Consider the following 22,516-nt stretch of genomic DNA (forward strand, 5'->3'; position numbering starts at 1 on the left):
CATGACCGTCAATTCCCGCCCTGCCCGCCCTGTGATCCTGGGCCAGAACCAGTACGGCAAGGCAGAGAACCGAGTCGTCAAGATCACGCGGGACGGCGCCACCCATCACATCAAGGACCTCAATGTCTCCGTGGCGCTGAGCGGCGACATGGAGGACGTCCACTACTCCGGCTCCAACGCCCACGTGCTGCCGACCGACACCACCAAGAACACGGTGTTCGCGTTCGCCAAGGAGTACGGCATCGAGTCCGCCGAGCAGTTCGGCATCCACCTCGCCCGCCACTTCGTCACCTCGCAGGAGCCGATCCACCGCGCCCGGATCCGGATCGAGGAGTACGCCTGGGAGCGGATCGCCACCTCCGACGCCAGCTCCAGGTTCATCGGCGCGGACGAGGTCAAGCACTCCTTCGTCCGCAAGGGCCAGGAGACCCGGCTGACCCAGATCACCTACGACGGCTCGTCCTGGGAGGTCGTCTCCGGCCTCAAGGACCTGACCGTCATGAACTCGACCAACTCCGAGTTCTGGGGCTACGTCAAGGACAAGTACACGACCCTCCAGGAGGCCCACGACCGCATCCTGGCGACCTCCGTCTCCGGCCGCTGGCGGTTCAACTGGACCGACGACGAGCAGAAGATGCCGCACTGGGAGAAGTCGTACGAGCAGGTCAAGAAGCACATGCTCCAGGCCTTCGCGGAGACCTACTCGCTCTCCCTCCAGCAGACCATGTACCAGATGGGCGCGCGCATCATCAACAACCGGAGCGAGATCGACGAGGTCCGCTTCTCACTGCCCAACAAGCACCACTTCCTGGTCGACCTGGAGCCGTTCGGGCTCAAGAACGACAACGAGGTCTACTACGCCGCCGACCGGCCCTACGGCCTGATCGAGGCGACCGTCCTGCGGGACGGCTGCGAGCCGCGGATCCCGGTGGACCTCACCAACCTCTGATTTCCCCCGCACTCCGATCGACCTCCTTTTCGGCACCCGCGGCCGGGGTACCACCCCACCGGAGCCCGGCCGCGGCACTCAAATCTCCCCAGGGTCCTGCCGTGCCCTCCCCACAGAAGTCCGCTGAGCGAAAAGGACGAAACATGGCAGCAGCCCAGCGCATCGTCATCGAGAACTGTTCGATCGCGACCGTCGACGCCGACGACACCGAGTACGCCTCCGGGTACCTGGTACTCGCCGGCAACCGCATCGAGGCGCTCGGCGCGGGGTCGGCCCCCGAGAACCTGGAGAACGTGGTCCGCCGGATCGACGCGAGGGGACATCTCGCGACCCCCGGCCTGATCAACACCCACCACCACTTCTACCAGTGGATCACCCGCGGCCTGGCCACCGACCACAACCTGTTCGACTGGCTGGTCGCGCTCTATCCGATCTGGGCGCGCATCGACGAGCCCATGGCCTACACCGCGGCGCAGGGCTCGCTCGCCATGATGGCCCGCGGCGGCGTCACCACCGCCATGGACCACCACTACGTCTACCCGCGCGGCACCGGCGACCTGTCCGGCGCGATCATCCGCGCCGCCCGCGAGACGGGCGTCCGCTTCACCCTCGCCCGCGGCTCCATGGACCGCGGCGAGTCGGACGGCGGACTGCCCCCGGACTTCGCCGTGGAGAGCCTGGACGGCGCGCTCGCCGCGACCGAGGCCACCGTCAAGGAGCACCACGACCCCTCCTTCGACGCCATGACCCAGGTCGCCGTGGCCCCCTGCTCCCCCTTCTCCGTCTCCACCGAACTCTTGCGCAACGCAGCCGAGTTGGCCCGCCGACTGGGGGTACGGCTGCACACGCACGGCTCGGAGACCGTGGAGGAGGAGAAGTTCTGCCACGAGCTGTTCGGCATGGGCCCCACCGACTACTTCGAGTCCACGGGCTGGCTGGGCGAGGACGTGTGGATGGCGCACTGCGTCCACATGAACGACTCCGACATCGCGGCCTTCGCCCGCACCAGGACCGGTGTGGCCCACTGCCCCTCGTCCAACGCCCGGCTCGCCGCGGGCATCGCACGGGTCCCGGACATGCTCGCCGCCGGCGTCCCGGTGGGCCTCGGCGTCGACGGCACCGCCTCCAACGAGTCCGGCGAACTCCACACCGAGCTGCGCAACGCGCTGCTCATCAACCGGCTCGGCGCCCACAAGGAGGCGGCGCTGAACGCCCGCCAGGCGCTGCGGCTCGGCACCCACGGGGGCGCCCGCGTGCTCGGCCGGGCCGCCGAGACCGGCTCGCTGGAGGCGGGCAAGCTGGCCGACGTGGTGCTGTGGAAGCTGGACACGCTGGCCCACGCCTCCATCGCCGATCCGGTGACCGCGCTGGTCTTCGGCGCGGCCGCCCCGGTCACCGCGTCGTTCGTGAACGGTCGCCAGATCGTCGAGGACGGCCGCCTGCTGACCGTCGACGAGGACGCCGTCGCCCGCGCCACCCGCGACGAGGCCCGGCGCCTCGCGCAGCTCGCCGCCCAGGGCTGAGCCCCCCGACTCCGGCCGGGAGGGACGGCTCCCGGTCGGCAGCCGTGGACCCGAGCGGGGCCCACGGCGGCCGGCTCCGGGGCGCGCGCGAGCGTGCGCGCCCCGGAACGGTTCCCGATCACGACCCTTACCGGTCCCGTTCACGACCCCACGGGGTCCCCCCGGTCCCGCACGACCGTCGCGCACCACCTCCCTGAAACCCACGTCCACAGCCGGCGTGTCTTAACCGACCGGAGGAGCCCGCCGTGTCCGCCCAACCCGCCGAAGCAGCGCCAGTCCCCGTCCACCCGGTGGACGAGAAACTCCCCGCCCTGAAGATGGCGACCAGCGGCCTCCAGCATGTGGCCGCCATGTACGCGGGGGTCGTCGCCCCGCCCCTGATCGTCGGCGCGGCCGCCGGTCTGTCCGGCACCGGCCTCACCTTCCTCACCGGCGCCTGCCTGTTCACCGCGGGGCTCGCCACGTTCCTCCAGACCCTCGGTTTCTGGAAGATCGGCGCCCGGCTGCCCTTCGTCAACGGCGTCACCTTCGCCGGTGTCGCCCCCATGACGGCGATCATCGCCTCCGCCAAGGACAAGTCCGACGCGCTGCCGATGATCTTCGGCGCGGTCATGGTCGCCGGATTCCTCGGCTTCCTCGCCGCGCCGGTGTTCTGCAAGGCCGTCCGCTTCTTCCCGCCGGTCGTCACCGGTTCGGTCATCACCCTGATCGGGGTCTCCCTGCTCCCGGTCGCCTTCGGCTGGGCCCAGGGCCCCGACCCGTCGGCCCACGACTACGGCTCCACCACCAACCTCACCCTGGCCGGCATCACCCTGCTGATCGTCCTGCTGCTGCGCCGCTTCACCCGCGGGTTCCTCAAGCAGATCGCCGTACTGCTCGGCCTGATCGCCGGCACGCTGATCGCGATACCGTTCGGGGCCACCGACTTCTCCCCGGTCGCGGCGGCCGATCTGGTCGGCTTCCCGACCCCGTTCCACTTCGGCGCCCCGCAGTTCCACATCGCCGCGATCCTGTCGATGTGCGTGGTGATGGTGGTCTCGATGACGGAGTCCACCGCCGACATGCTGGCCCTCGGCGAGATCCTGGAGCGGCCCTCCGACGAGCGGACCATCGCGGCCGGCCTGCGCGCCGACACCCTGGGCTCCGCCCTCAGCCCCCTCTTCAACGGCTTCATGTGCAGCGCCTTCGCCCAGAACATCGGCCTGGTCGCCATGACCCGCATCCGCAGCCGCTTCGTCGTGGCCTTCGGCGGCGGCTTCCTCGTCCTGATGGGCCTGTGCCCGGCGGCGGCCTCCCTGATCGCCGTCGTACCCCGCCCCGTCCTCGGCGGCGCGGGCGTCGTCCTGTTCGGCTCGGTCGCCGCGAGCGGCATCCAGACCCTGGTACGCGCCGGTCTGGACAAGGACAACAACGTCCTGATCGTCGCGGTCTCCCTGGCCGTCGGCATCGTGCCGATCACCGCGCCGGACTTCTACCACGCCTTCCCGGCCACCGCCCGGATCGTCCTGGACTCGGGAATCTCCACGGGCTGCGTCACGGCGGTCCTGCTCAACCTGGTCTTCAACCACCTCGGCCGGAGCCGCGACGCACAGGACGTCACACATCCGATGGAGGCGGGGGAGGAGCTGGCGTCGGCACACTGACGCCTCCGGCACGGGGTGCGGCGGTCGCCGCGCCCCATACCGGGCGTGGTGGTCCGGTGGGTCACAGGCCGAACAGCGCCGGATCGCTGGCGAGTTCCCTGAAGATTTTGGCGGGGTCGGCGACCAGCTTGCGTGCCTTCAGGTCCAGGAGGCCGCCGACGCCCGTGACTTCGGCGGCCAGGGTGCCGTCGGTCTTGCGCAGCTGCTGGTGGACCTTGAAGGTCTTGCCGGCGGTCCACTCGAAGGCGCAGGTGACGTCCAGCTCGTCGCCGGCGAGGAGTTCGCGCAGGTAGCGGATGGTCGTCTCCAGGACCACGGGGCCGACGCCGGTGCGCACCAGGGCGGTCTGGCCGATGCCGGCGGCCTGGAGCAGCGACCAGCGGGCATGCTCGGCGTAGTTCAGGTACACGGCCTGATTCAGGTGGCCCTGGACATCGGTCTCGTACCCGCGGACGGTGACACGGACGGAAAACGGTTCGCTCACGGCTGTTCCCTCTTGCTCCGGTACGGCGGCGCTGTCTGACCGCCGATCCTTCCACGCGCGGTGCGGAGGCCGCCCGCGGGTCAGGTACGGCGCGGGGACGCCAGCAGATAGCGGGTCCGGGTCCGCGGCTCGGTGTACTCGCCCGGCTGCCACCCGGCCCGCTCCAGCGTGTTGGCGCAGGCCGACAGGGCCGCCGCGTCCGGCGCGTACACGGCGACCGCCTCCGGCTGCGGGGTCTCACGCACCCGGTAGCCGGGGGCGGACGCCGTCTCCGGGCGGTGTCCGGCCGCCTCCAGGGCGAGGGCGGCGGCCCGCACCAGATGGCCGCGCTCCCAGTCGCACGGACGCTCCACCGAGCCGTCCGGGTTGGTCATCCGGCGCAGCTCCAGCAGGCCCTGCCAGGCGCCGCGCACCTCACGCAGGCGTACCGCGTCCGAGGCGGGAGCCGCCTCCTCGGGCCCGCCGGCGCGGGCGGCGAACACCTCGCTCCCGGCGCTGGCCACCGGCCGCGCCGGGGACTCGGCCGGCGCCTCCCGTACCCGCTGTCCCGCCGGGGTCAGGAAGTGGTCGTGCGGCGGGCGCGGGTGGCGGAAGGCGAGGCCCCGCCGCACCAGCGCCGTCAACTGCGCCTCGGTGCCGCGCAGTCGGCCGGTGACCGGGTCGGCGGCGTCGATCACCCGCCGCTGGGCGGCGGTCGGCTCTCGGCTCACGATGTGCTCCCTCCGGGTGTCGCCGGGGCGGGCCGCGGGTTCGGCGGCTCGGAGGGAAGCGTAGGACGAGGGTCTGACAACAGGCGCGATGACGGCCGTACCCCTCAGCTCGGCCGGATGTTCCAGCCCGCGATCACCGGCCGGCCATGCTCCGTGCCGAGGCGGCACAGCGTGCCGGTGGCGAGTTGGAAGAGGGCGCCGTGGCGGGCGGGCAGGCCCAGGTGGCGGGCGGTCAGGACGCGCAGGAAGTGGCCGTGGGCGACGAGCAGCACCACGCCCTCGGTGTCGCACAGGGCCGCGTCGACCTTGGCCAGCACCCGGTCGGCGCGCTCGCCGACCTGTTCCGGGCTCTCGCCGGGATGGCCGGGCGGGCCCGGTGCGACGCCGTCGGTGAACAGGAACCAGCCGGGGCGGGTGCGCTGGATATCCGCCGTGGTGACGCCCTCGTAGCCGCCGTAGTCCCATTCGCGCAGGTCGGCGTCGACGCGCGCGTCGGGTACGCCGATCAGCTCGGCGGTCTCGCGGGCGCGCCGCAGGGGGCTGACGAAGGCGGCGCCGATGCGGTGCGAGCGGATCAGCGGCACCAGCCGGCGCGCCTCCTGCCGGCCGTGTTCGGTCAGGGGCACGTCGGTCCAGCCGGTGTGCCGTCCGGACCGCGACCACTCGGTCTCACCGTGCCGGACGAGAAAGAGGTCACCCATCCCCGCGCCTTCCCGCTCGTCTGGCAGCACCGTGTCACGGGGGCCCGGCCGCCGCAGGACGGACTGCGCCAGATGGTCCCTCGCGACGGGGAGCGCGTTTCACCGGGTGCCGCCGGAACCGCTTGCCCCGGTCGGACCCGCGGTGATTGACTCCCCGGAGATGACAGCCGAAGCCCGTGCGTCTCGACGGGCCCGCGGGCTCAGGGGGGAATCATCGACGGCGACCGCATGACCGCAGGCCCCTTCGGGGGGGCTCGGTACGGCTCCCGCCGGAGGGCTCCCACGGCGCTCCGTTCCCCGGCCCCGGCGGGCCCGCCGCACCCCGTTACGGCGACGAGCGGCACCCGCCCGCGCCGCCCCGCGCGGCACCCCGACGCCGGACCGCCCATGACCGCCGCCCGCACCCCGACCGCCCGTGACGGCGCCGACCCGACAGGCCGATCATGACCTCTTCCCCCGCCCCCCGTCCGGTGGACACCGCCGCCCCGCGCCCCCTGGCGGTGCTCCTGCACTCCCGGCAGCCGCTCACCACCGACCCGGCGGCCACCTTCGACCCGGCACGCTGGGAGACCGTCGTCCTCACCGACGCCGACGGCGAGGCCGACCCGGTGCTGCGCGAGGACGCGCCGGGCGCGGCGCCGGCCGTCCACCGGGCGCCGCGCGACACCTGGGCCACGGAGATCCGGCGCCTCGCCGGGAACCGGGCGGTGCAGATCGTCACCAACGACGAGTACTGCCTCATCTCCTGCGCCGAGCTGCGCGCCGAGTTCGGCCTGCCCGCGCGGCACCCGGCCCGCCCCGCGCACTACATCGACAAGGTGCTGATGAAGCAGCGCCTCGCCGCGGCCGGCGTGCGCGTGCCGCGCTTCCTCGCCCTCGCCGAGGGGGTACCGGACCCGGAGCCCGGCACCGCGCTCGTCACCGGCACCATCGGTCTGCCGGCCGTCGCCAAGCCCCGCCGGGAGGCCAACTCGCGCGGCGTCGCGATCCTCCGCACGGAGTCCGGGCTGCGCGACTGGCTCGCCGGGCACCGGGGCGAACAGGGCTGGCAGGTCGAGGAGTTCCTCGACGGCACCTTCCACCATGTCAACACCCTGGTCCGCGACGGTGTGCCCACTCCGGTCCAGACCGGCGCGTACCTCGGCCCCCTGCTCGACCTGCCCGAGGGCCGCAGGCTGGGTGGCTGGACCGTGCCGTACGACAGCGAACTGTCCCGTCGCGCGCATGACTTGAACCGAGCGGTGGTCGCCGCCCTCGGTGCCGAGGGTGCCTTCGTGGTGCACACCGAGTTCGCCGTCGACGGCGAGGGCGAGCTGGTCGTCGTGGAGGTCGCCGGGCGCGCCCCCGGCGCGATGGTCTCCGAACTCGCCCGCCTGCACGCGGGGTTGAACCTGGAGGAGGCCAACCTCGCCCTCCAGGCCGACCTGCCCGTCCCCGTCCCGCGCCCCACGGGCACGCAGGCCGCCTGGGTGTGGATCCCCGTCATGCCGGGCGAGCGCTACCGGCACACCCCCGAGACGACGAGCAAACGGCTCGTGCACGTCCGCCGTGCCGCCCGGCAGACCCACACCGGCACCACGGGCGCGCTCGGCGTCTCCGTGCTGCTGTGGCACACCGACCCGGACGTGCTGGCCGCCGATGTGCGCACGGCGGCCACCGGTCAGTGGTGCGGCGTGTGACCGCGCCTGCCGTAGCGCGCGGCCCCCTACTGCCGGTACCCCCCGAGGAACCGCCCGATCCGGCCGATCGCCGCCTCCAGGTCGTCGGCCTGGGGGAGGGTGAGGATGCGGAAGTGGTCGGGTGAGGGCCAGTTGAAGCCGGTGCCCTGGACGACCTGGATCTTCTCGCGCAGCAGCAGGTCCAGGACGAACTTCTCGTCGTCGTGGATGCGGTGCACCTTGGGGTCGAGGCGCGGGAAGGCGTACAGGGCGCCCCTGGGCTTGACGCAGGAGACGCCGGGGATCTCGTTGAGCTTCTCCCAGGCCACCGTGCGCTGCTCGTACAACCGTCCGCCGGGCAGGGTGAGTTCGCGGATCGACTGGCGGCCGCCGAGCGCGGCCTGGATGGCGTACTGCGCGGGCGCGTTGGCGCACAGCCGCATGGAGGCGAGCATGGTCAGCCCCTCCAGGTAGTCCTTCGCGTGCTGCCGGGGACCGGTGACGACCAGCCAGCCGGAGCGGAAGCCCGCTACGCGGTACGTCTTGGACAGCCCGCAGAAGGTGAGGACGACCAGGTCGGGGGCGAGGGCGGCGGCCGAGTGGTGCACGGCGTCGTCGTAGAGGATCTGGTCGTAGATCTCGTCCGCGAACACCATCAGGCCGTGCCGGCGGGCGAGGTCCAGGATGCCCTCCACGACCTCCTTCGGATACACCGCGCCCGTCGGGTTGTTGGGGTTGATGATGACCACGGCCTTGGTGCGGTCCGTGATCTTCGCGGCCATGTCGGCGAGGTCCGGGTTCCAGTCGGCCCCCTCGTCGCACAGGTAGTGCACGGCCTTGCCGCCCGCCAGCGTGGTCACCGCCGTCCACAGCGGGAAGTCCGGCGCGGGGATGAGGATTTCGTCGCCGTCCTCGACGAGCGCCTGTACGGCCATGGAGACCAGCTCCGAGACGCCGTTGCCCAAGTACACGTCGTCCACGTCGACTTCGAGGCCCAGGTGCTGGTAGCGCTGGGCGACGGCGCGGCGGGCGGAGAGCACACCGCGGGAGTCCGTGTAGCCGTGGGCCCGCGGCAGCATCCGGATCATGTCCTGGAGGATCTCCTCCGGCGCCTCGAAGCCGAAGGCCGCGGGGTTGCCGGTGTTCAGGCGCAGCACGCTGTGGCCCGCCTCCTCCAGCGCGTCGGCGTGCTCGATCACCGGGCCGCGGATCTCGTAACAGACCTCGCTGAGCTTGTTCGACTGCCGGAACTCCATGCGTCCCTCCCGGAACTCGTGTTGCTTGGTTTTACCAAGCGGGAGCTTGGAAAGTCCAACAAGGTGTCTAGACTGCGTCGCATGCCACCTCGCCGAAGCTACGACCAGTACTGCTCCGCGGCCCGCGCGCTCGACCTCGTCGGGGACCGCTGGACCCTGCTGATCGTCCGGGAACTGCTCGCCGGCCCGCGTCGCTACACCGATCTGCACGCGGATCTGCCCGGTGTGAGCACCGACGTCCTCGCCTCCCGGCTGCGGGACATGGAACGCGACGGCCTGGCCGGCAAGCGCCGGCTGCCGCCGCCCGGCGCGGCCACGGTCTACGAACTCACCGCGCGGGGGCGCGCGTTGCTGCCGGTCCTCCAGGCGTTCGGCGCCTGGGGCGAGGCCGAACTCGGCGAGCGGCGCCCGACGGACGCGGTCCGCGCCCACTGGTTCGCGCTGCCGGTGCTGCGCGCGCTGGAAGGTCTCGGCGTGCAGGGGCTGGTCGAAGTCCGCCTGGAGGAGGGCGAGTTCCATGTCCGGGCGGGCCTGGAGCCGGCGGACGCGGTGCCGGTGTACGGCGACGGCCCCGCGCCCACTCCCGCGGACGCGCGCCTCACCCTGACGACCCCGGTCTCCGAGGCCGTCGCCCGCGGCGCCCTTCCCCTTCCGGCGGCCCTGCGCGCGGGCGATGTCACGGTGGAGGGCGAGGGGCCGGTGGCGAAGGCGCTGCGGGAGGGGTGAGGGAACTCCCGGTCGGCGCCGGTGGGTTCACGAGGATGCCGGCAGGCTCCATTCGGCCGAGTGGCCGGGCGGCAGCCCGAGGTCGCGCCGGACGGCCGCGTAGTACGCCTCGCGTGCGGCGCGCTGCCGCGTCATCAAGGTCGCCCAGGTCTCGGGTTCGTGGGTGCCGTCGCGCAGGAACCGCTCCATGTCCATCACCGCGACGACCCACTCGCGGGCCTTGTCCACCACGCCGGTGCTGCCGAGCATGAGCAGCGCCTCCCCGGCGGGGTCGCGGGCATCGGTCGCCTCCGCCAGCTGGGAGGCGGCCTCCTCGGGGGACAGCGGGTGCGGATGCGGGTCGATGCCCAGGTGGGCCGCGATCCGGTAGGCCAGGGTGACGGACTGCTTGAGCGCCCTCGCGTACTCGGCGTAGATCGCCAGCCGCCGCTCCTCCCAGCGGGCCGACCGCTCGCGGTGGAAGCGGATGCGGTCGCCGCGGGCGATGGCCAGGTACGAGCCGATGGCCCCGATGACGACCCCGACGAGCGCCGGAAGCTGTTGTATGAACGCGGACATGCCGCCAAGTTATCGGCTGCGGCGGGCGGCGGGGGCGAGAAGCCGACGCGATAGGCCGGGGCAAGGGCCGGGGCCGGGAACGAGGGCAGGAAAAAGGCCCGCCACGCGGGCGGGCCCTTCTCCACAGCCAGACGCCGAGCCGGCGAGACGCCGAGGCAGCGAGATGCCGAGGCACCGAGACGCCGAGACGGCAAGGCGCTGAGGCTCCGCTACGGCGCTACGGCGCTACCGCGAGGTCAGACGGTCGGCGGCCGCCCGTGCCCCCGCGTCAGCGCGTACCCGCCGATGCCGGCCAGCGCCGCGAGCACCGCGCCGATGCCCGTCCACACCCAGCGGTCGGACCACCAGCCGGAGGACCAGCCGTCACGGGAGCCGAAGCTGGAGAGCACGGCGGTCCTGGAATCGTCGCCCTGCGCCTCGGACTTGACCGCGATGCCGGGGACGAGCGGCTTGCCCAGGGAGCCGTCGACGGCCGAGGAGCCGCCGATGTCCTTGGAGTCCACCTGGACCTGCGCGTTCACCGGTTGACCGAGATCCGCCGCGCCGAGGTCCACGACCGTCAGCCGGACGTAGTACGTGCCGGGCAGCGGGTCGTTGGACCACGGCTCCGCCCAGCCGCGCACGGTACGCAGCACACAGGCCAACTCGACCGAGCCGGCGCCTTGTTCCGCGGTACGTGACGAGGCGCCGTACTGGCAGGACTGGTGGCGGCGCAGACCGTCGAACACATCGAGCTGCCAGGTCTCGGCGCCGTGCGTCTGCGGCAGCTTCACGGTCGCCCTGACCGTCGGCCGCTGCCCGGTGTCCGCCGGGAACGACCAGTACAGGTAGTCACCGGTGGACCCGGAGGCCGTGGCCCGCTGCCCCTGCTGGAGTTCCGTCGCGGTGCGGAAGGACGTGCCCGCCTGCGTGGGCGCCGAGTTACCGGAGCCGTCGGAGGCGCTGGGGGAGGGCGAGGAGTCGGCGGCGGCCGGTCCCGCGGCCAGCCCGAGGGCCAGCAGCGTCGTGCCCAGAGCGCTCAATACGCGTACGGCCCGCATCAGTTCGTCCTCCAGATCGCGATCCGCCAGCGCGACAGCCAGCCCCACACCACACCCGCGACGAAGCCGACGAGCACCAGCGTGCCCAGCAGCCACCAGCCGCGCCCGAGCCCGAACGAGGCCACGTCGTGCGCCTGGTGGGGACCGTTCACCACGTCCACGGTCAGCTCCAGCGGCAGACCCGGCGTACTCTTCACGCCCGCGGGCGCCGAGAAGGAGTGCGCGACCTCCAGGCACACCGTCTCCGCCGGCGCGTTGTCGTCGTCGCTCGACGGCTTCGGGTAGCGCAGCCCGGTGGAGATCATGTCGGTGCGCCCGGTGCCGGCCGCCTCACCGCGCACGATCTCCCGCCCCTTGAGGGTCACCGCCCGCAGCAGCACCCCGTAGGAGGGGTTCACCGCCCGGTCGTCCGCGACGCTCACCGAGGCGCGCAGCTCCTGGCCGGGCTGGACGTCGACCTTGTACCAGCGCTGCTGCCCGAAGGCCGCGCGGTCGGTGTACAGGCCGGACTTCAGGGTCGGCGCGCTCGCGCACTGCCCGGCGCCCGTGGTGGCCACCGGCGTCACCACCGGATCGGCCGCCCGGTGCACCAACTGGCCCACCCGGTCGGTCAGTTCCTCCTTGTGCTGCACGGAGGTGTACGTGCCGCCGGTGGCGTCCGCGATGCAGCTGAGCTGGTCGCGGGTCTTGGAGTCGGGCACCAGGCCGAGCGTGTCGATGGTCAGGCCGATGCCCTTGGCGGCTATCTCGCGGGCCACCTCGCACGGGTCCAGCGGCTGACAGGTGTCCTCGCCGTCGCTGATCAGCACGATCCGGCGGGTACCGGAGCCACCCTTGAGGTCGTCCGCCGCCTTCAGCAGCGCGGGCCCGATCGGCGTCCAGCCGGTGGGCTGGAGCGTGGCCACCGCGGTCTTCGCCTCGGTCCGGTCCAGCGGGCCGACCGGGTACAGCCGCGCGGTGTCCTTGCAGCCTTCCTTGCGGTCGTTTCCGGGGTAGTTGGCGCCGAGGGTGCGGATGCCGAGTTCCACGTCCTGCGGGGTGGCGTCGAGCACGTCGTCGAACGCCTGCTTCGCCGCCGCCATCCGGGTGCCGCCGTCGATGTCACGGGTCCGCATGGATCCGCTGACGTCCAGCACCAGTTCGACCTTCGGAGCGGCCTGCTCCGTCTCGTCGGCGGACGCCGCGGTCGGGAACGCGAGCCCGGCCGTCAGGGCGGCGAGCAGAGCGCACACTCCTACCGCCAGCCGTTGTCTTCTGATCATCGACGGATCCTATTGATCAACCGTGCCGGGCTCCAAAACGAGCGGGTGGGGCAGGGTCGTCCACTGGTCGCCCGGTGTCCCCGGCGACAGCCGCATCAGCGTCAACGCCTTGGCGGGCACCGGGCCTTGGCGCAGCGCCGCGAGATCGGGCGTGTCCGGCAGTTCCGGTACGACCGCCGCCAGCGCCGCTCCGAGCGCCGGACCGGAGCCCGCCACCGAGGCCAGCGCGCCCGCCACCAGGGAGCCGAACAGCTTGCGGCGCAGGGCGGTTTCGTCGTCCGTTACCAGCCGTCCGGCCACCGGCGGCGGCGCGATGCCGTGCCGGGCGAGGCGGGCCGGACTGATCCGGATGTCGGCCAGATCCCGGTAGACCAGCCGCCGCGGTGCCCCGTCGGCGCCCAGCACCACCAGGAGGTTCTGCCCGTGCGCCTCCAGGGCCACCCCGAGATCGAGCAGCCGCAGCCCCACGGTGAGCGCGAGCCGGGTGAACGCGGCCAGCCACTCGGGGTTGTGGGGCAGCCGCGTGGTGGCGAGCGCGGCCACCGGCAGGACCCGCTCGCCCGGCCCCGCGTACCCCTCGGGCGACTCCCGCAGCAGCGCGGCCAGGTCGGAACTCCCCGCGGCGACCGCCCCCAGGGTGCGGGTGACATGCAGCAACCCTCCGGTGTACCCGGCCAGTTCGGCAGCGAAGTCGGACAGCACCGCCGCCGCCTCGACCGAGTACGGCGAGATGTCCCGCACCGAGGAGGTCAGCCGGGCGCTCAGCGCCGTCTTCACATGGGGCCCGCCGGGCACGGCCAGCGTCCGCAGGGACATCAGCGGATGGGCCGCGCACCAGTCGTCGTACGACCGCTTGAGCACATGCGCCGCCTGCCACGGGTGCACCGGCACCAACAGCCGCCCTCCGTCCCGCAGTTCCTCGGGCCAGGCGCCGGTCACCAGGCACTCGGTGGCCGGCACCGGCAGCGTGCCGAGTCGTACCACGGGCCGGTGCTCCGGGGCGTACGCCAGCTGCTCCGCGACCGACAGACCGGGCCGGGAACGGCAGTTGGGATGGAAGGGGTGCCCGCCGACCACCCGCTGCTCCCACTCCCAGTCCCGCTCCGGACCTCCGGCCGCGCGGCCCCCCACCGGCCAGTCCGCCGGGTGGCCGGCGGCGGCGCGGGACAGCGCCAGCGAGGCCACGCTGTGCCCCAGCTCCGCCGCGAACCCCTCGGCACCCGGCCCCGCCACGGCACCGGCCGCCAGCCGAGCCATCAGCCGGGCCGGATCGTCGTACCGCTCCCGGTCCAGCCGCACGGCGCCGGCGTACGCGTGTGTGGCGTACGGATCCGCGTGCGGCCCGTAGAGCGTCCGGCCGCCGGGCAGCCGCAGCGCCAGGCCGTCCGTGCCGCGCGTCCGGCCGGTGATCCAGGGCAGCGGCTCGTGCGCGAGGCCCCGCCACAGCCGGGTCAGCACGGCCGCGCGGGCGCCGGGCAGCTCGGCCTGGTACCGGGGCAGCAGTGCGGGGCGTACGGCCCTCAGCTCCGCGGCGACCTCGGCCTCGGCGGTGGGGGACTGGGACACGGACGGCTCCTCGGTCGCGGCCGGTACGGGGCACGATGGCCGGGTACGGAAGACGGCACCATGGTCGCAGGACGGCGCCATGGCCGGATACGAAGCCATACTGATCGCTTCCGGACCCCTTGCGAAGAACGCACCCCCTACGGGTGCGACGCTCGTAAGAGAACGGCTCCCAGAAGAACGCCGCCGAAGAACGAATGGAACGCGTGGACCCCAAGCCTCCCGCAGCCGCCGCCGGCCGGCTCGCCGACGCCTATGCGGCCGCCCCCCTGCTCAACTGCCTGCTCCGGGAGGTGGCCGAGCCGCTGCCCGCCGCCCCCGGCGAGCGGCCGGCCCACCGGCTGCCCGGCACCGGGCGGCTGCTGCGCGTGCGCCCCGGCCGCCGGCCCGCCGAGCCCGAGGTGTTCGCGGCCGGCGCCTGGCACCGCCTCGACCACCCCGAACTGGTCAAACTCGTCGCCGAGGAACTGCGCCGGGACACCGGGCTGCCCGGCGGCGACCTGCCCGCCGAGATGATCGACAGCCGGGAGGCCGTCGCCGCGCTGCTCGCCGCCCGCGCCCGCACGGCCCCGCCCGACGACCCCTATCTGCGCTCCGAGCAGTCCCTGATCACCGGCCACCCCTACCACCCGGCCCCCAAGGCGCGCGGCGGCGGCCCGGTCGCGTCCTGGCTGCCGTACGCCCCCGAGGCGCACGCCCGCTTCCCGCTGGTGCTGCTCGGGGTGCGCGCGGACCAGGTCGCCGAGGAGGGCGACGTGCGCGCCCTGGACGCGCTGGGCAGCGCGCCGCCCGGCTACCGGCTGCTGCCCGCCCACCCCTGGCAGCTCGACCTGGCCGCCGACACCCTCGCCCCCGCCTTCGCCGACGGCCGCCTGGTCCGGCTCGGCACCACCGCCTTCGACACCTGGCCGACGGCGGCCGTCCGCACGGTGTACGAGCCGCGCGCCGACCTGTTCCTCAAGTTCAGCCTGGACGTGCGCATCACCAACGACATCCGCCGGCTCTGGCGGCACGACCTGCGCCGGCTGCGCCGTACCGACACCGCCGCCGCGCGCGCCTTCGCCGTGATGGGAGCCGCGACGGGCACGAGCGCCGCCTGGCTCGCCGACCGCGGCCACCGCACCGCCGCCTTCGCGTACGAGGAGCTGGCCGTGGTGGTCCGCGACGGGCTGCGCGCCCATCTGCTGCCGGGCGCCGTCCCGCTGCTCGCCGCCGGCCTCGCCGAGGGCTTCGAGGGCAGCCCGCTGACCGCGGCGGCGGACCCGGCGGCCTGGTGGGAGGCGTACCTGGCCCAGGTCGTGCCGCCCGCGCTGACCGCGTTCGACGCGCACGGCGTCGTCCTGGAGGCACACCTGCAGAACACCCTGGTCGCGGTGGACGCGGCCGGTACGCCCGTGCAGGCGCTGTTCCGGGACGCCGAGGGCGTCAAACTGCTCCCGGACGTGCCGCGTGCCGCCGGCTGGCAGCGGCTGGTGTACTGCCTGCTGGTCAACCACCTGATGGAGATCGCCGCCGCGCTGGCCGAGCACCACTGCGGGTACGACCCCTGGCCCGCCGTACGCCGGTCACTCGCCCGGCACGACCTGCCGGAGATCCCCGCCCTGCTGGCCTCGCCGACCCTGCCGGGCAAGACCAACCTGCTGCTGCGGTGGACGGGCGCGGACGGGGCGGACGCCCGCTATCTGCCGCTGCGCAACCCGCTCGCCGACGGCTGACCCGCGTCGTACGGCCGGCGGCAGGCCCGGCGTACGCCCGGCGGCCGGCCGTACCCGCGGCTCACCGGGCCGTGCCGAAGTCCTGTGTCCAGTAGCTGCCGGGCTGCGCGAGACCGACCCCGATCTCCTGGAACCCGCAGTCGAGGATGTTGGCCCGGTGACCGGGGCTGGACATCCAGCCCGCCATGACCTCGGCGGCGGTGGAGTAGCCGTAGGCGACGTTCTCGCCGTACGCGCTCCAGGAGTACCCCGCCTGCGTGATCCGGGTGCCCGGGTCGGAGCCGTCGGAGCCGGTGTGCGACATGTTCTGGTGGGCCGCCATGTCCGCGCTGTGCGCCTGCGCGGCCTTGGTCAGCTTGTCGTTCAGGGTGAGCGGCCGGCAACCGGCCTTCGCGCGCTCGGCGTTGACGAGCTGCACGATCTGCGCGGCGACGCCGGACGCGGGGGCGGCCGGCGTGGTCGTCACGGGGGCGCTCGTCGCGGCGGGGGCGGACGCCGGGGCCGCCGCGGTCTGCGCGGTCTGCGTGGGCTGGTCGGCCGGGGGAGTGCCGGCCGACGGGGCGGCGGCCGGTGCGCCGGCGGCCTTCAGTACGTGGTGGTGGGGGTGCGCCCGCCGCGTCGGTATCGCCAGGGGTGTGCCGGGATGCTGGGGTATCGCCGTCCAGGCGGGCGCGGGCGTGTCCGTGGGCGCGGGGGTGTTTGCCGGTGCGACGGGGGTGGCGGCGGTGGCCGCGCTCTGGCCGGCCGCGCTCTGGTCGGCCGCGCTCTGCCCGGCCGTGCCGGACGGCCAGTCCGTGCAGGCCAGGGCGACGGACGGCACGCCCACCGCGCCGATCGCGACGGCGCCGATGGCCATTCGCCGGAAGTGCTGCGTCTTGCGGTGCTTGCCCATGGTGTGAACCTCGCTCGGTGATCGCCGAGCGCCCAGTCTCAGCATGTGCCGGTCAGGACCGCAACGAGCCCGGCTACGACCCGTCCTCGTAGCCGCGCGGCACCCTTGCCAGGCGCCCACGAAGATGCCGACTTCACGATCGCGATCTTTGCCCCCATCCGGCGGACCGTCAAAAGCACTGCTGGACGGACGAGTAGGAACGGCCGCTCCACCCGCCGGAGGCCGTCGCCCGTGGAGTGGCCCGCGCCGGCCCCGAGACGGACAAATCCCCTATGTCATCGAAGGGCCGTCTACTATCCGGGCCGCCTAGTGGCCGGCTTCCTGTGAGGGATGTCACGCAACCGCTCCCCGGAGCGGACACCGCACCGGGCGATCCGCCGCCGCGGGGGATAATCGGTCGGGCCGGGGAGCCGCCCCGGTCCGACGCACCGCCTCGGAGCCGACCGTGCGAAGCAAGGCAGACGATCTGTGGGGCCGCGAACGATGCTGAGAGAGGTCACCGCGACCCGCTACGTCGAACCCCTGCGCTCCGGCGGCTCGGTCCCCGGCATCGTCGAGGCCGACGACCTGGGCACGTACGTCGTGAAGTTCACCGGCTCGGCGCAGGGGCACAAGGCGCTGGTCGCGGAGGTGGTGGTCGGGGAGCTGGCCCGCGCGCTCGGGCTGCGGTTCCCGGAGCTGGTCCTCGTCCACTTCGACCCGGCCGTCGCCGACGCGGAGCCGCACCAGGAGGTGCGCGACCTGCACAGCGCGAGCGCCGGGGTGAACCTCGGCATGGACTACCTGCCGGGCGCCCGCGACCTCACCCCGGAGCTGGCCCGCGACTTCCCGGTGGACCCGCTGGAGGCGGGCCGCGTGGTGTGGCTGGACGCGCTGACCGTGAACGTCGACCGCACCGTGCACAGCTCCAACCTGATGGTGTGGCCCACGCTCGGCACCGTGCCGCCGCGGCTGTGGCTCATCGACCACGGCGCCGCCCTCGTCTTCCACCACCGCTGGGACACCACGGCTCCGGGCAAGCGCTACGACTTCCGCCACCACGCCCTCGGCCCGTACGGCCCCGACGTCCGCACCGCCGACGCCGAACTCGCCCCGCGCGTCACCGAGGAGTTGCTGCGGGCGATCGTCGCCGAGGTGCCGGACGCGTGGCTGGCCGAGGACGCCGGGTTCGCCACGCCCGACGACGTACGGGACGCCTACGTCGGCTATCTCCTGGCCCGCGTGCGGCTGTCGGCCGAGTGGCTGCCCGCGGACTTCCCGAGCCGCGAGCAGGTCGCCGCCGAGGACGCCGCCCGCGCCGCCCGCACCCGCGCGGGCCGCCCGGACTGGCTGAAACAGGTACCCGACCTGCACGGAAAGCCGGCCGTGGAACACGACGGGGCGATCCACCTGCGCTGACGGCGGACGGGAACCGGGCGGGGTACCGGGCGGGAAAAGGCGGGGCGGCTCGGGGCGAGCCCGAGCCACCCGGACCATCCCCCTGGGGCTCAGCCCCTGAGCTGCTCGTACGCCGGCAGGGTCAGGAAGTCGGCGTAGTCCTCGTCCAGGGACACCCGCAGCAGCAGGTCGTGCGACTCCTGCCAGTGCCCGGCGGCGAAGGCCTCCTCGCCGATCTCCTTGCGGATGTGATCGAGTTCCTCGGCGGCGACCTTGCGGGCCAGCTCGGGCGTCGCCTTCTCGCCGTTCTCGAACTCGACGCCCGCGTTGATCCACTGCCAGATCTGGGAGCGGGAGATCTCGGCGGTGGCCGCGTCCTCCATGAGGTTGAAGATGGCGACCGCGCCGAGGCCGCGCAGCCACGCCTCGATGTAACGGATGCCCACCTGCACGGCGTTGACCAGCCCGGCGTACGTCGGCTTCGCCTCCAGCGAGTCGACGGCGATCAGGTCGGCGGCCGTCACGTGCACGTCCTCGCGCAGCCGGTCCTTCTGGTTCGGCTTGTCGCCGAGGACCCGGTCGAAGGACTCCATGGCGATGGGCACCAGGTCGGGGTGGGCGACCCAGGAGCCGTCGAAACCGTCGTTCGCCTCGCGGTCCTTGTCGGCGCGGACCTTCTCGAAGGCCACCTTGTTGACCTCCGCGTCCCGGCGGGAGGGGATGAAGGCCGCCATGCCGCCGATGGCGTGCGCGCCGCGCTTGTGGCAGGTGCGCACGAGGAGTTCGGTGTAGGCGCGCATGAACGGGGCGGTCATCGTCACCGCGTTGCGGTCCGGCAGGACGAACTTGGGCCCGCCGTCACGGAAGTTCTTCACGATGGAGAACAGGTAGTCCCAGCGTCCCGCGTTCAACCCCGAGGCGTGGTCGCGCAGTTCGTAGAGGATCTCCTCCATCTCGTACGCCGCCGTGATGGTCTCGATCAGCACGGTGGCGCGGATGGTGCCCTGCGGGATGCCCAGGTAGTCCTGCGCGAACACGAACACGTCGTTCCACAGGCGGGCTTCCAGGTGCGACTCGGTCTTCGGCAGGTAGAAGTACGGGCCCTTGCCGAGGTCCAGCAGCCGCCGGGCGTTGTGGAAGAAGTACAGGCCGAAGTCCACGAAGGCGCCGGGCACATGGCGGCCGTCGGCGTCGGCGAGGTGCCGCTCGTCCAGGTGCCAGCCGCGCGGGCGCATGACGACGGTCGCCAGCTCCTCGTTCGGCCGCAGGGCGTACGACTTCCCGGTCTTCGGATCGGTGAAGTCGATGGTGCGGGTGTACGCGGCGATCAGGTTGAGCTGGCCGAGGACGACGTTCTCCCAGGTGGGCGCGGAGGCGTCCTCGAAGTCGGCGAGCCAGACCCTGGCGCCCGAGTTGAGCGCGTTGATGGTCATCTTGCGGTCGGTGGGGCCGGTGATCTCGACGCGCCGGTCGTCCAGCGCGGCCGGGGCCGGGGCGACCCGCCAGGAGTCGTCCGCGCGGATGGCGGCGGTCTCCGGCAGGAAGTCGAGCGTGGAGGTGCGGGCGATCTCGGCGCGGCGCTCGGCCCGGCGGGCCAGGAGTTCGTCACGGCGCGGGGTGAACCGCCGGTGCAGCTCCGCCACGAAGGCGAGCGCCGCGTCCGTGAGGACCTCTTCCTGCCGGGGCAGGGGGTCGGCGTCGACGATGGCCAGCGGGGACGGCGCTGGTGCGGACATGAGCTGTCACTTCCTTCAGCGGTGGCACCACGTGCCAAGAGGCACGAAAGGGATGAATCGCGCCCGCTGTGCGGCCGGACGCTTCTGAGCAGTGGATACTAGTTTCCTCATTGTGGAACTTCAATGGTTTGTTGATGTCGAGATTCTCCGGGTCGAGGCAAGCTGACGCCGGGTGCCACGGACCCGGCCGGCGACACCCCCGTTCACTCAAGGTGGCTCAGGTCGGCCTCGGTGTCGATGTCGTACGGCCGCGCCACATCCGCGCACTCCACCAGGCGGACGGCGTCCTCGTGGGCCTTCAGATAGGCGCGGGCGCCCCGGTCCCCGGTGGCGGCCTCGGCGATCCCCGCCCAGTGGGCCGCCCCGAACAGCACGGGATGCCCGCGCGTGCCGTCGTACGCCGCCGAGACCAGCGCGTGCTCGCCGTCGTACGCCCCGAGGACCCGCGCCACCGCCTCGGGGCCGATGCCCGGCTGGTCGACCAGGAGGACCAGGGCCGCCTGTGCGTCCGTCCGGGCGAGCGCGGCGAGTCCGGCGCGCAGCGAGGAGCCCATGCCCCGCTCCCAGTCCGGGTTGTCCACGAGGACGCAGCCGGCCAGGTCCGCCCACTCGCGCACGTCGCCGGCGCGCGCCCCCAGCACGACATGGATCCGTCCGGCCCCGGCCGCCCGCAGCACCCCCACCGCGTGTTCGACCAGCGGCCGCCCCCGGTGTTCCAGCAGTGCCTTGGGTCGTCCGCCGAGCCGTCTGCCGCCCCCGGCGGCCAGTACGAGACCGGCGACCTGCGCGGTGGGGCCCTGGTTGTCCGTCATGGGTCCTGCATACCCGACCGGGGCCCGGCTGCCGGGATTCCGCGGGCCGAATTTCGGCCCGCCCTGTGGCGCTCCGCGGGCCGGGTGGCGTTTACTGGCCCGCGCACGACGGCGTGGCATGCCTGGGGAGGGCTGCTTTGCGGAGCTTGGGGCACAGGCCGGTGACCGGCAGTGAAGAGGACCCGAGGGTGGCGGAGCTGCGTACGGCGGTGTCCCGCTTACGCCGCGAACTGGCCGCTGTGCGCGCGGACTTCCCGGACCGCGCGATAGCGGAGGAGGAACTGGCGGCGCTCGCCGCCATGGCCCGCGACGGCTTCCCGGAGATACCCCGGCTGCGCGGCTCCCTGCTGCTCCTCGCGGGCGCCATCGGCTCGATGAGCGCCCTGTCGGGGGCGCTCCGGCAGGTCAGGGCGGCGGTGGACCTGTTCGGAGAGCCCGCGCCGCGGGGCCTGCTGCCCCGCCCGGATCAGCCCTCCGACGCGAACAGCCCCCGCTCCTGAGCCTGTTCGCGGATGTGCCGGTACAGCGCGGTCAGCGTCCCGCTCACCTCCACACGGGGCAGCTGGAGCCGGTCCAGCTCCTCGGCGCCGACCGGCACGTCGTGCCAGCCCTGCCCGGTGAGCAGGCGCATCAGGGCCGGGTTGAGCCGGTCCACGCCCCGCACCAGGCGTGCCTCGGCCGTGTCCCCCCGCTCGTACTCGTGCCACAGCTCCAGGAACTCGCCCGCCAGGTCACCCGGCAGCGCGCCGAACCGCCGCAGCGCGACGGCCTCCTCCCGCCGGGCCTTCTCGCCGCGGTCGCCGCCGCTCCAGGCCGAGGGGTCACCGGTGTCGATCTCCACCAGGTCGTGCATCAGACACATCTTGATCATCCGCGCCAGGTCCAGCGGCCGGCCGGCCTCCCGCTCGAACTCGGCGTGCAGCAGCCAGCAGACCAGCGCCAGATGCCAGGAGTGCTCGGCGACGCTCTCCCGGCGCTCCAAGGTGGCGTGGTTGTGCCGCTCGACCTCGCGGAGCCGGGCGGTGTGCGCGATGACCTCGAACAGCTCCCGTACGCCGGGTTCCCTCATCACCGACTCCCGGTCCGGAGCGGCCGGACCCGCGGGCCTACGCGCCGGAGCTCGCCAGCGACCGCGACAGCTCGGCCGCGACCTGCTGGAGCATCGGCACGATCTTCTCCGTCGCGGCCTCGGTCACCCGGCCCGCCGGACCCGAGATGGAGATCGCCGCGGCCGTCGGGGAGTCGGGCACGCAGACGGCGAGGCAGCGCACCCCGATCTCCTGCTCGTTGTCGTCCACGGCGTACCCCTGGCTGCGCACCTCCGCCAGCGCGTCGAGGAAGTCCTCCGGCGTGGTGATGGTCTTGTCCGTCGCCGCGGGCATCCCGGTCCGGCCCAGCAGCGCCCGCACCTCGTCGTCCGGCACCGCCGACAGCAGCGCCTTGCCGACGCCGGTGGAGTGCGGCAGCACCCGGCGGCCGACCTCGGTGAACATCCGCATCGAGTGCTTGGACGGCACCTGCGCCACGTACACGATCTCGTCGCCGTCCAGCAGCGCCATGTTCGCGGTCTCGCCGGTCTCCTCCACGAGCCGCGCCAGGTACGGCCGCGCCCAGGTGCCGAGCAGTCGGGAGGCCGACTCGCCGAGCCGGATGAGCCGGGGGCCGAGCGCGTACCGCCGGTTGGGCTGCTGGCGCACATAGCCGCAGGCGACCAGCGTGCGCATCAGCCGGTGGATGGTGGGCAGCGGCAGCCCGCTGGTCGCGGACAGCTCGCTGAGGCCGACCTCGCCACCCGCGTCCGCCATCCGTTCCAGCAGGTCGAAGGCGCGCTCAAGGGACTGGACCCCGCCACCGCCGGAGACCTTGGCGGATTCGGGGGTGCTGGCGCTCGACGTCGGCACGGCACGTTCC

The 22,516-nt window shown here is 73.2% G+C and carries 21 protein-coding genes; 8 read left to right on the forward strand and 13 right to left on the reverse strand.

The window, feature by feature from the left end; translation table 11 throughout:
• Position 1 precedes the first annotated feature (1 nt).
• From pucL to AC069R_RS08365, 3 genes are all read left to right on the forward strand, one after another.
• Positions 2–949, forward strand: coding sequence for a factor-independent urate hydroxylase (gene pucL / locus AC069R_RS08355; protein ID WP_478765592.1), 948 nt, complete (start codon positions 2–4; stop codon positions 947–949).
• Positions 950–1,092: 143 nt separating this feature from the next.
• Positions 1,093–2,472, forward strand: a complete 1,380-nt coding sequence (locus tag AC069R_RS08360) for an 8-oxoguanine deaminase (RefSeq protein ID WP_478765594.1) — start codon at positions 1,093–1,095, stop codon at positions 2,470–2,472.
• 245 nt (positions 2,473–2,717) lie between these two features.
• The gene (locus tag AC069R_RS08365; protein WP_478765595.1) at positions 2,718–4,115 is read left to right on the forward strand and encodes a nucleobase:cation symporter-2 family protein; all 1,398 of its coding nucleotides are present in this window, start codon (positions 2,718–2,720) and stop codon (positions 4,113–4,115) included.
• 61 nt (positions 4,116–4,176) lie between these two features.
• On the opposite strand, the gene AC069R_RS08370 is transcribed toward AC069R_RS08365, so the two are convergent.
• The 3 genes from AC069R_RS08370 to AC069R_RS08380 all read right to left on the reverse strand — a co-directional run bounded on the left by AC069R_RS08370 (position 4,177) and on the right by AC069R_RS08380 (position 6,010).
• Positions 4,177–4,599 (reverse strand): acyl-CoA thioesterase, encoded by a 423-nt coding sequence (locus tag AC069R_RS08370; protein ID WP_478765597.1) that lies wholly within the window; start codon positions 4,597–4,599, stop codon positions 4,177–4,179.
• Between the two features lie 80 nt (positions 4,600–4,679).
• Complete coding sequence (locus AC069R_RS08375) at positions 4,680–5,309, reverse strand: hypothetical protein (RefSeq protein ID WP_478765599.1); 630 nt, start codon at positions 5,307–5,309, stop codon at positions 4,680–4,682.
• Between the two features lie 104 nt (positions 5,310–5,413).
• Positions 5,414–6,010: a histidine phosphatase family protein gene (locus tag AC069R_RS08380; RefSeq protein WP_478765600.1), complete on the reverse strand. Its 597-nt coding sequence runs from the start codon at positions 6,008–6,010 to the stop codon at positions 5,414–5,416.
• Between the two features lie 443 nt (positions 6,011–6,453).
• Here AC069R_RS08380 and AC069R_RS08385 point away from each other — a divergent pair, with 443 nt between their 5' ends.
• The gene (locus AC069R_RS08385) at positions 6,454–7,689 is read left to right on the forward strand and encodes an ATP-grasp domain-containing protein (RefSeq protein WP_478765602.1); all 1,236 of its coding nucleotides are present in this window, start codon (positions 6,454–6,456) and stop codon (positions 7,687–7,689) included.
• Between the two features lie 26 nt (positions 7,690–7,715).
• On the opposite strand, the gene AC069R_RS08390 is transcribed toward AC069R_RS08385, so the two are convergent.
• Positions 7,716–8,924: a pyridoxal phosphate-dependent aminotransferase gene (locus tag AC069R_RS08390; RefSeq protein ID WP_478765604.1), complete on the reverse strand. Its 1,209-nt coding sequence runs from the start codon at positions 8,922–8,924 to the stop codon at positions 7,716–7,718.
• Positions 8,925–9,005: 81 nt separating this feature from the next.
• Here AC069R_RS08390 and AC069R_RS08395 point away from each other — a divergent pair, with 81 nt between their 5' ends.
• Positions 9,006–9,650 carry a winged helix-turn-helix transcriptional regulator gene (locus AC069R_RS08395; RefSeq protein WP_478765606.1) on the forward strand — a complete coding sequence of 215 codons (645 nt, stop codon included), beginning with the start codon at positions 9,006–9,008 and terminating at the stop codon, positions 9,648–9,650.
• A gap of 27 nt (positions 9,651–9,677) precedes the next feature.
• Here AC069R_RS08395 and AC069R_RS08400 read toward each other — a convergent pair whose 3' ends face one another.
• The 4 genes from AC069R_RS08400 to AC069R_RS08415 form a co-directional block, all read right to left on the reverse strand.
• On the reverse strand, positions 9,678–10,208 hold the full coding sequence (locus tag AC069R_RS08400) for a hypothetical protein (protein ID WP_478765607.1): 531 nt from the start codon (positions 10,206–10,208) through the stop codon (positions 9,678–9,680).
• Between the two features lie 236 nt (positions 10,209–10,444).
• A complete protein-coding gene (locus tag AC069R_RS08405; RefSeq protein WP_478765608.1) occupies positions 10,445–11,248 on the reverse strand; it encodes a hypothetical protein in 804 nt (267 codons plus the stop codon).
• Positions 11,248–12,510 carry a VWA domain-containing protein gene (locus AC069R_RS08410; RefSeq protein ID WP_478765610.1) on the reverse strand — a complete coding sequence of 421 codons (1,263 nt, stop codon included), beginning with the start codon at positions 12,508–12,510 and terminating at the stop codon, positions 11,248–11,250. The genes AC069R_RS08405 and AC069R_RS08410 overlap by 1 nt, the downstream gene beginning before the upstream one ends.
• A 9-nt stretch (positions 12,511–12,519) precedes the next feature.
• The gene (locus AC069R_RS08415) at positions 12,520–14,076 is read right to left on the reverse strand and encodes an IucA/IucC family protein (protein ID WP_478765612.1); all 1,557 of its coding nucleotides are present in this window, start codon (positions 14,074–14,076) and stop codon (positions 12,520–12,522) included.
• A gap of 194 nt (positions 14,077–14,270) precedes the next feature.
• Here AC069R_RS08415 and AC069R_RS08420 point away from each other — a divergent pair, with 194 nt between their 5' ends.
• Positions 14,271–15,788: an IucA/IucC family protein gene (locus AC069R_RS08420; RefSeq protein WP_478765614.1), complete on the forward strand. Its 1,518-nt coding sequence runs from the start codon at positions 14,271–14,273 to the stop codon at positions 15,786–15,788.
• A 61-nt stretch (positions 15,789–15,849) separates the two neighbouring features.
• Here the strand turns inward: AC069R_RS08420 and AC069R_RS08425 are convergent, their stop codons facing one another.
• Positions 15,850–16,680: a CAP domain-containing protein gene (locus AC069R_RS08425; RefSeq protein ID WP_478765616.1), complete on the reverse strand. Its 831-nt coding sequence runs from the start codon at positions 16,678–16,680 to the stop codon at positions 15,850–15,852.
• Between the two features lie 483 nt (positions 16,681–17,163).
• On the opposite strand from AC069R_RS08425, the gene AC069R_RS08430 reads away from it, so the two are divergent.
• Positions 17,164–18,078, forward strand: a complete 915-nt coding sequence (locus AC069R_RS08430; protein ID WP_478765618.1) for a HipA family kinase — start codon at positions 17,164–17,166, stop codon at positions 18,076–18,078.
• Between the two features lie 89 nt (positions 18,079–18,167).
• Here AC069R_RS08430 and aceB read toward each other — a convergent pair whose 3' ends face one another.
• Entirely contained in the window at positions 18,168–19,793 is a 1,626-nt protein-coding gene (gene aceB, locus AC069R_RS08435) for a malate synthase A (RefSeq protein ID WP_478765619.1), read from the reverse strand.
• 203 nt (positions 19,794–19,996) lie between these two features.
• Positions 19,997–20,605 carry a nucleotidyltransferase family protein gene (locus AC069R_RS08440; RefSeq protein ID WP_478765621.1) on the reverse strand — a complete coding sequence of 203 codons (609 nt, stop codon included), beginning with the start codon at positions 20,603–20,605 and terminating at the stop codon, positions 19,997–19,999.
• A gap of 137 nt (positions 20,606–20,742) precedes the next feature.
• Between AC069R_RS08440 and AC069R_RS08445 the strand changes: the two genes are divergently transcribed.
• Positions 20,743–21,105, forward strand: a complete 363-nt coding sequence (locus AC069R_RS08445; protein WP_478765623.1) for a DUF5955 family protein — start codon at positions 20,743–20,745, stop codon at positions 21,103–21,105.
• Here AC069R_RS08445 and AC069R_RS08450 read toward each other — a convergent pair.
• Together AC069R_RS08450 and AC069R_RS08455 are read right to left on the reverse strand one after the other, a co-directional pair.
• On the reverse strand, positions 21,072–21,674 hold the full coding sequence (locus AC069R_RS08450; protein ID WP_478765625.1) for an HD domain-containing protein: 603 nt from the start codon (positions 21,672–21,674) through the stop codon (positions 21,072–21,074). The two genes, AC069R_RS08445 and AC069R_RS08450, sit on opposite strands and share 34 nt — an antisense overlap.
• A gap of 37 nt (positions 21,675–21,711) precedes the next feature.
• On the reverse strand, positions 21,712–22,506 hold the full coding sequence (locus AC069R_RS08455) for an IclR family transcriptional regulator (protein ID WP_478765627.1): 795 nt from the start codon (positions 22,504–22,506) through the stop codon (positions 21,712–21,714).
• Positions 22,507–22,516: the final 10 nt, after the last annotated feature.

This window comes from Streptomyces sp. NPDC043952 (genome assembly GCF_056435325.1).

What these genes read in the sequence shown, in the direction of transcription:
- AC069R_RS08430 (WP_478765618.1), top strand. Translation starts at nt 17,164, where the DNA reads ATGCTGAGAGAGGTCACCGCGACCCGCTACGTCGAACCCCTGCGCTCC.
- AC069R_RS08380 (WP_478765600.1), bottom strand. Translation starts at nt 6,010, where the DNA reads ATGGGTGACCTCTTTCTCGTCCGGCACGGTGAGACCGAGTGGTCGCGG.
- pucL (WP_478765592.1), top strand. Translation starts at nt 2, where the DNA reads ATGACCGTCAATTCCCGCCCTGCCCGCCCTGTGATCCTGGGCCAGAAC.
- AC069R_RS08360 (WP_478765594.1), top strand. Translation starts at nt 1,093, where the DNA reads ATGGCAGCAGCCCAGCGCATCGTCATCGAGAACTGTTCGATCGCGACC.
- AC069R_RS08425 (WP_478765616.1), bottom strand. Translation starts at nt 16,680, where the DNA reads ATGGGCAAGCACCGCAAGACGCAGCACTTCCGGCGAATGGCCATCGGC.
- AC069R_RS08450 (WP_478765625.1), bottom strand. Translation starts at nt 21,674, where the DNA reads ATGAGGGAACCCGGCGTACGGGAGCTGTTCGAGGTCATCGCGCACACC.
- AC069R_RS08385 (WP_478765602.1), top strand. Translation starts at nt 6,454, where the DNA reads ATGACCTCTTCCCCCGCCCCCCGTCCGGTGGACACCGCCGCCCCGCGC.
- aceB (WP_478765619.1), bottom strand. Translation starts at nt 19,793, where the DNA reads ATGTCCGCACCAGCGCCGTCCCCGCTGGCCATCGTCGACGCCGACCCC.
- AC069R_RS08400 (WP_478765607.1), bottom strand. Translation starts at nt 10,208, where the DNA reads ATGTCCGCGTTCATACAACAGCTTCCGGCGCTCGTCGGGGTCGTCATC.
- AC069R_RS08420 (WP_478765614.1), top strand. Translation starts at nt 14,271, where the DNA reads ATGGAACGCGTGGACCCCAAGCCTCCCGCAGCCGCCGCCGGCCGGCTC.
- AC069R_RS08440 (WP_478765621.1), bottom strand. Translation starts at nt 20,605, where the DNA reads ATGACGGACAACCAGGGCCCCACCGCGCAGGTCGCCGGTCTCGTACTG.
- AC069R_RS08395 (WP_478765606.1), top strand. Translation starts at nt 9,006, where the DNA reads ATGCCACCTCGCCGAAGCTACGACCAGTACTGCTCCGCGGCCCGCGCG.
- AC069R_RS08390 (WP_478765604.1), bottom strand. Translation starts at nt 8,924, where the DNA reads ATGGAGTTCCGGCAGTCGAACAAGCTCAGCGAGGTCTGTTACGAGATC.
- AC069R_RS08410 (WP_478765610.1), bottom strand. Translation starts at nt 12,510, where the DNA reads ATGATCAGAAGACAACGGCTGGCGGTAGGAGTGTGCGCTCTGCTCGCC.
- AC069R_RS08405 (WP_478765608.1), bottom strand. Translation starts at nt 11,248, where the DNA reads ATGCGGGCCGTACGCGTATTGAGCGCTCTGGGCACGACGCTGCTGGCC.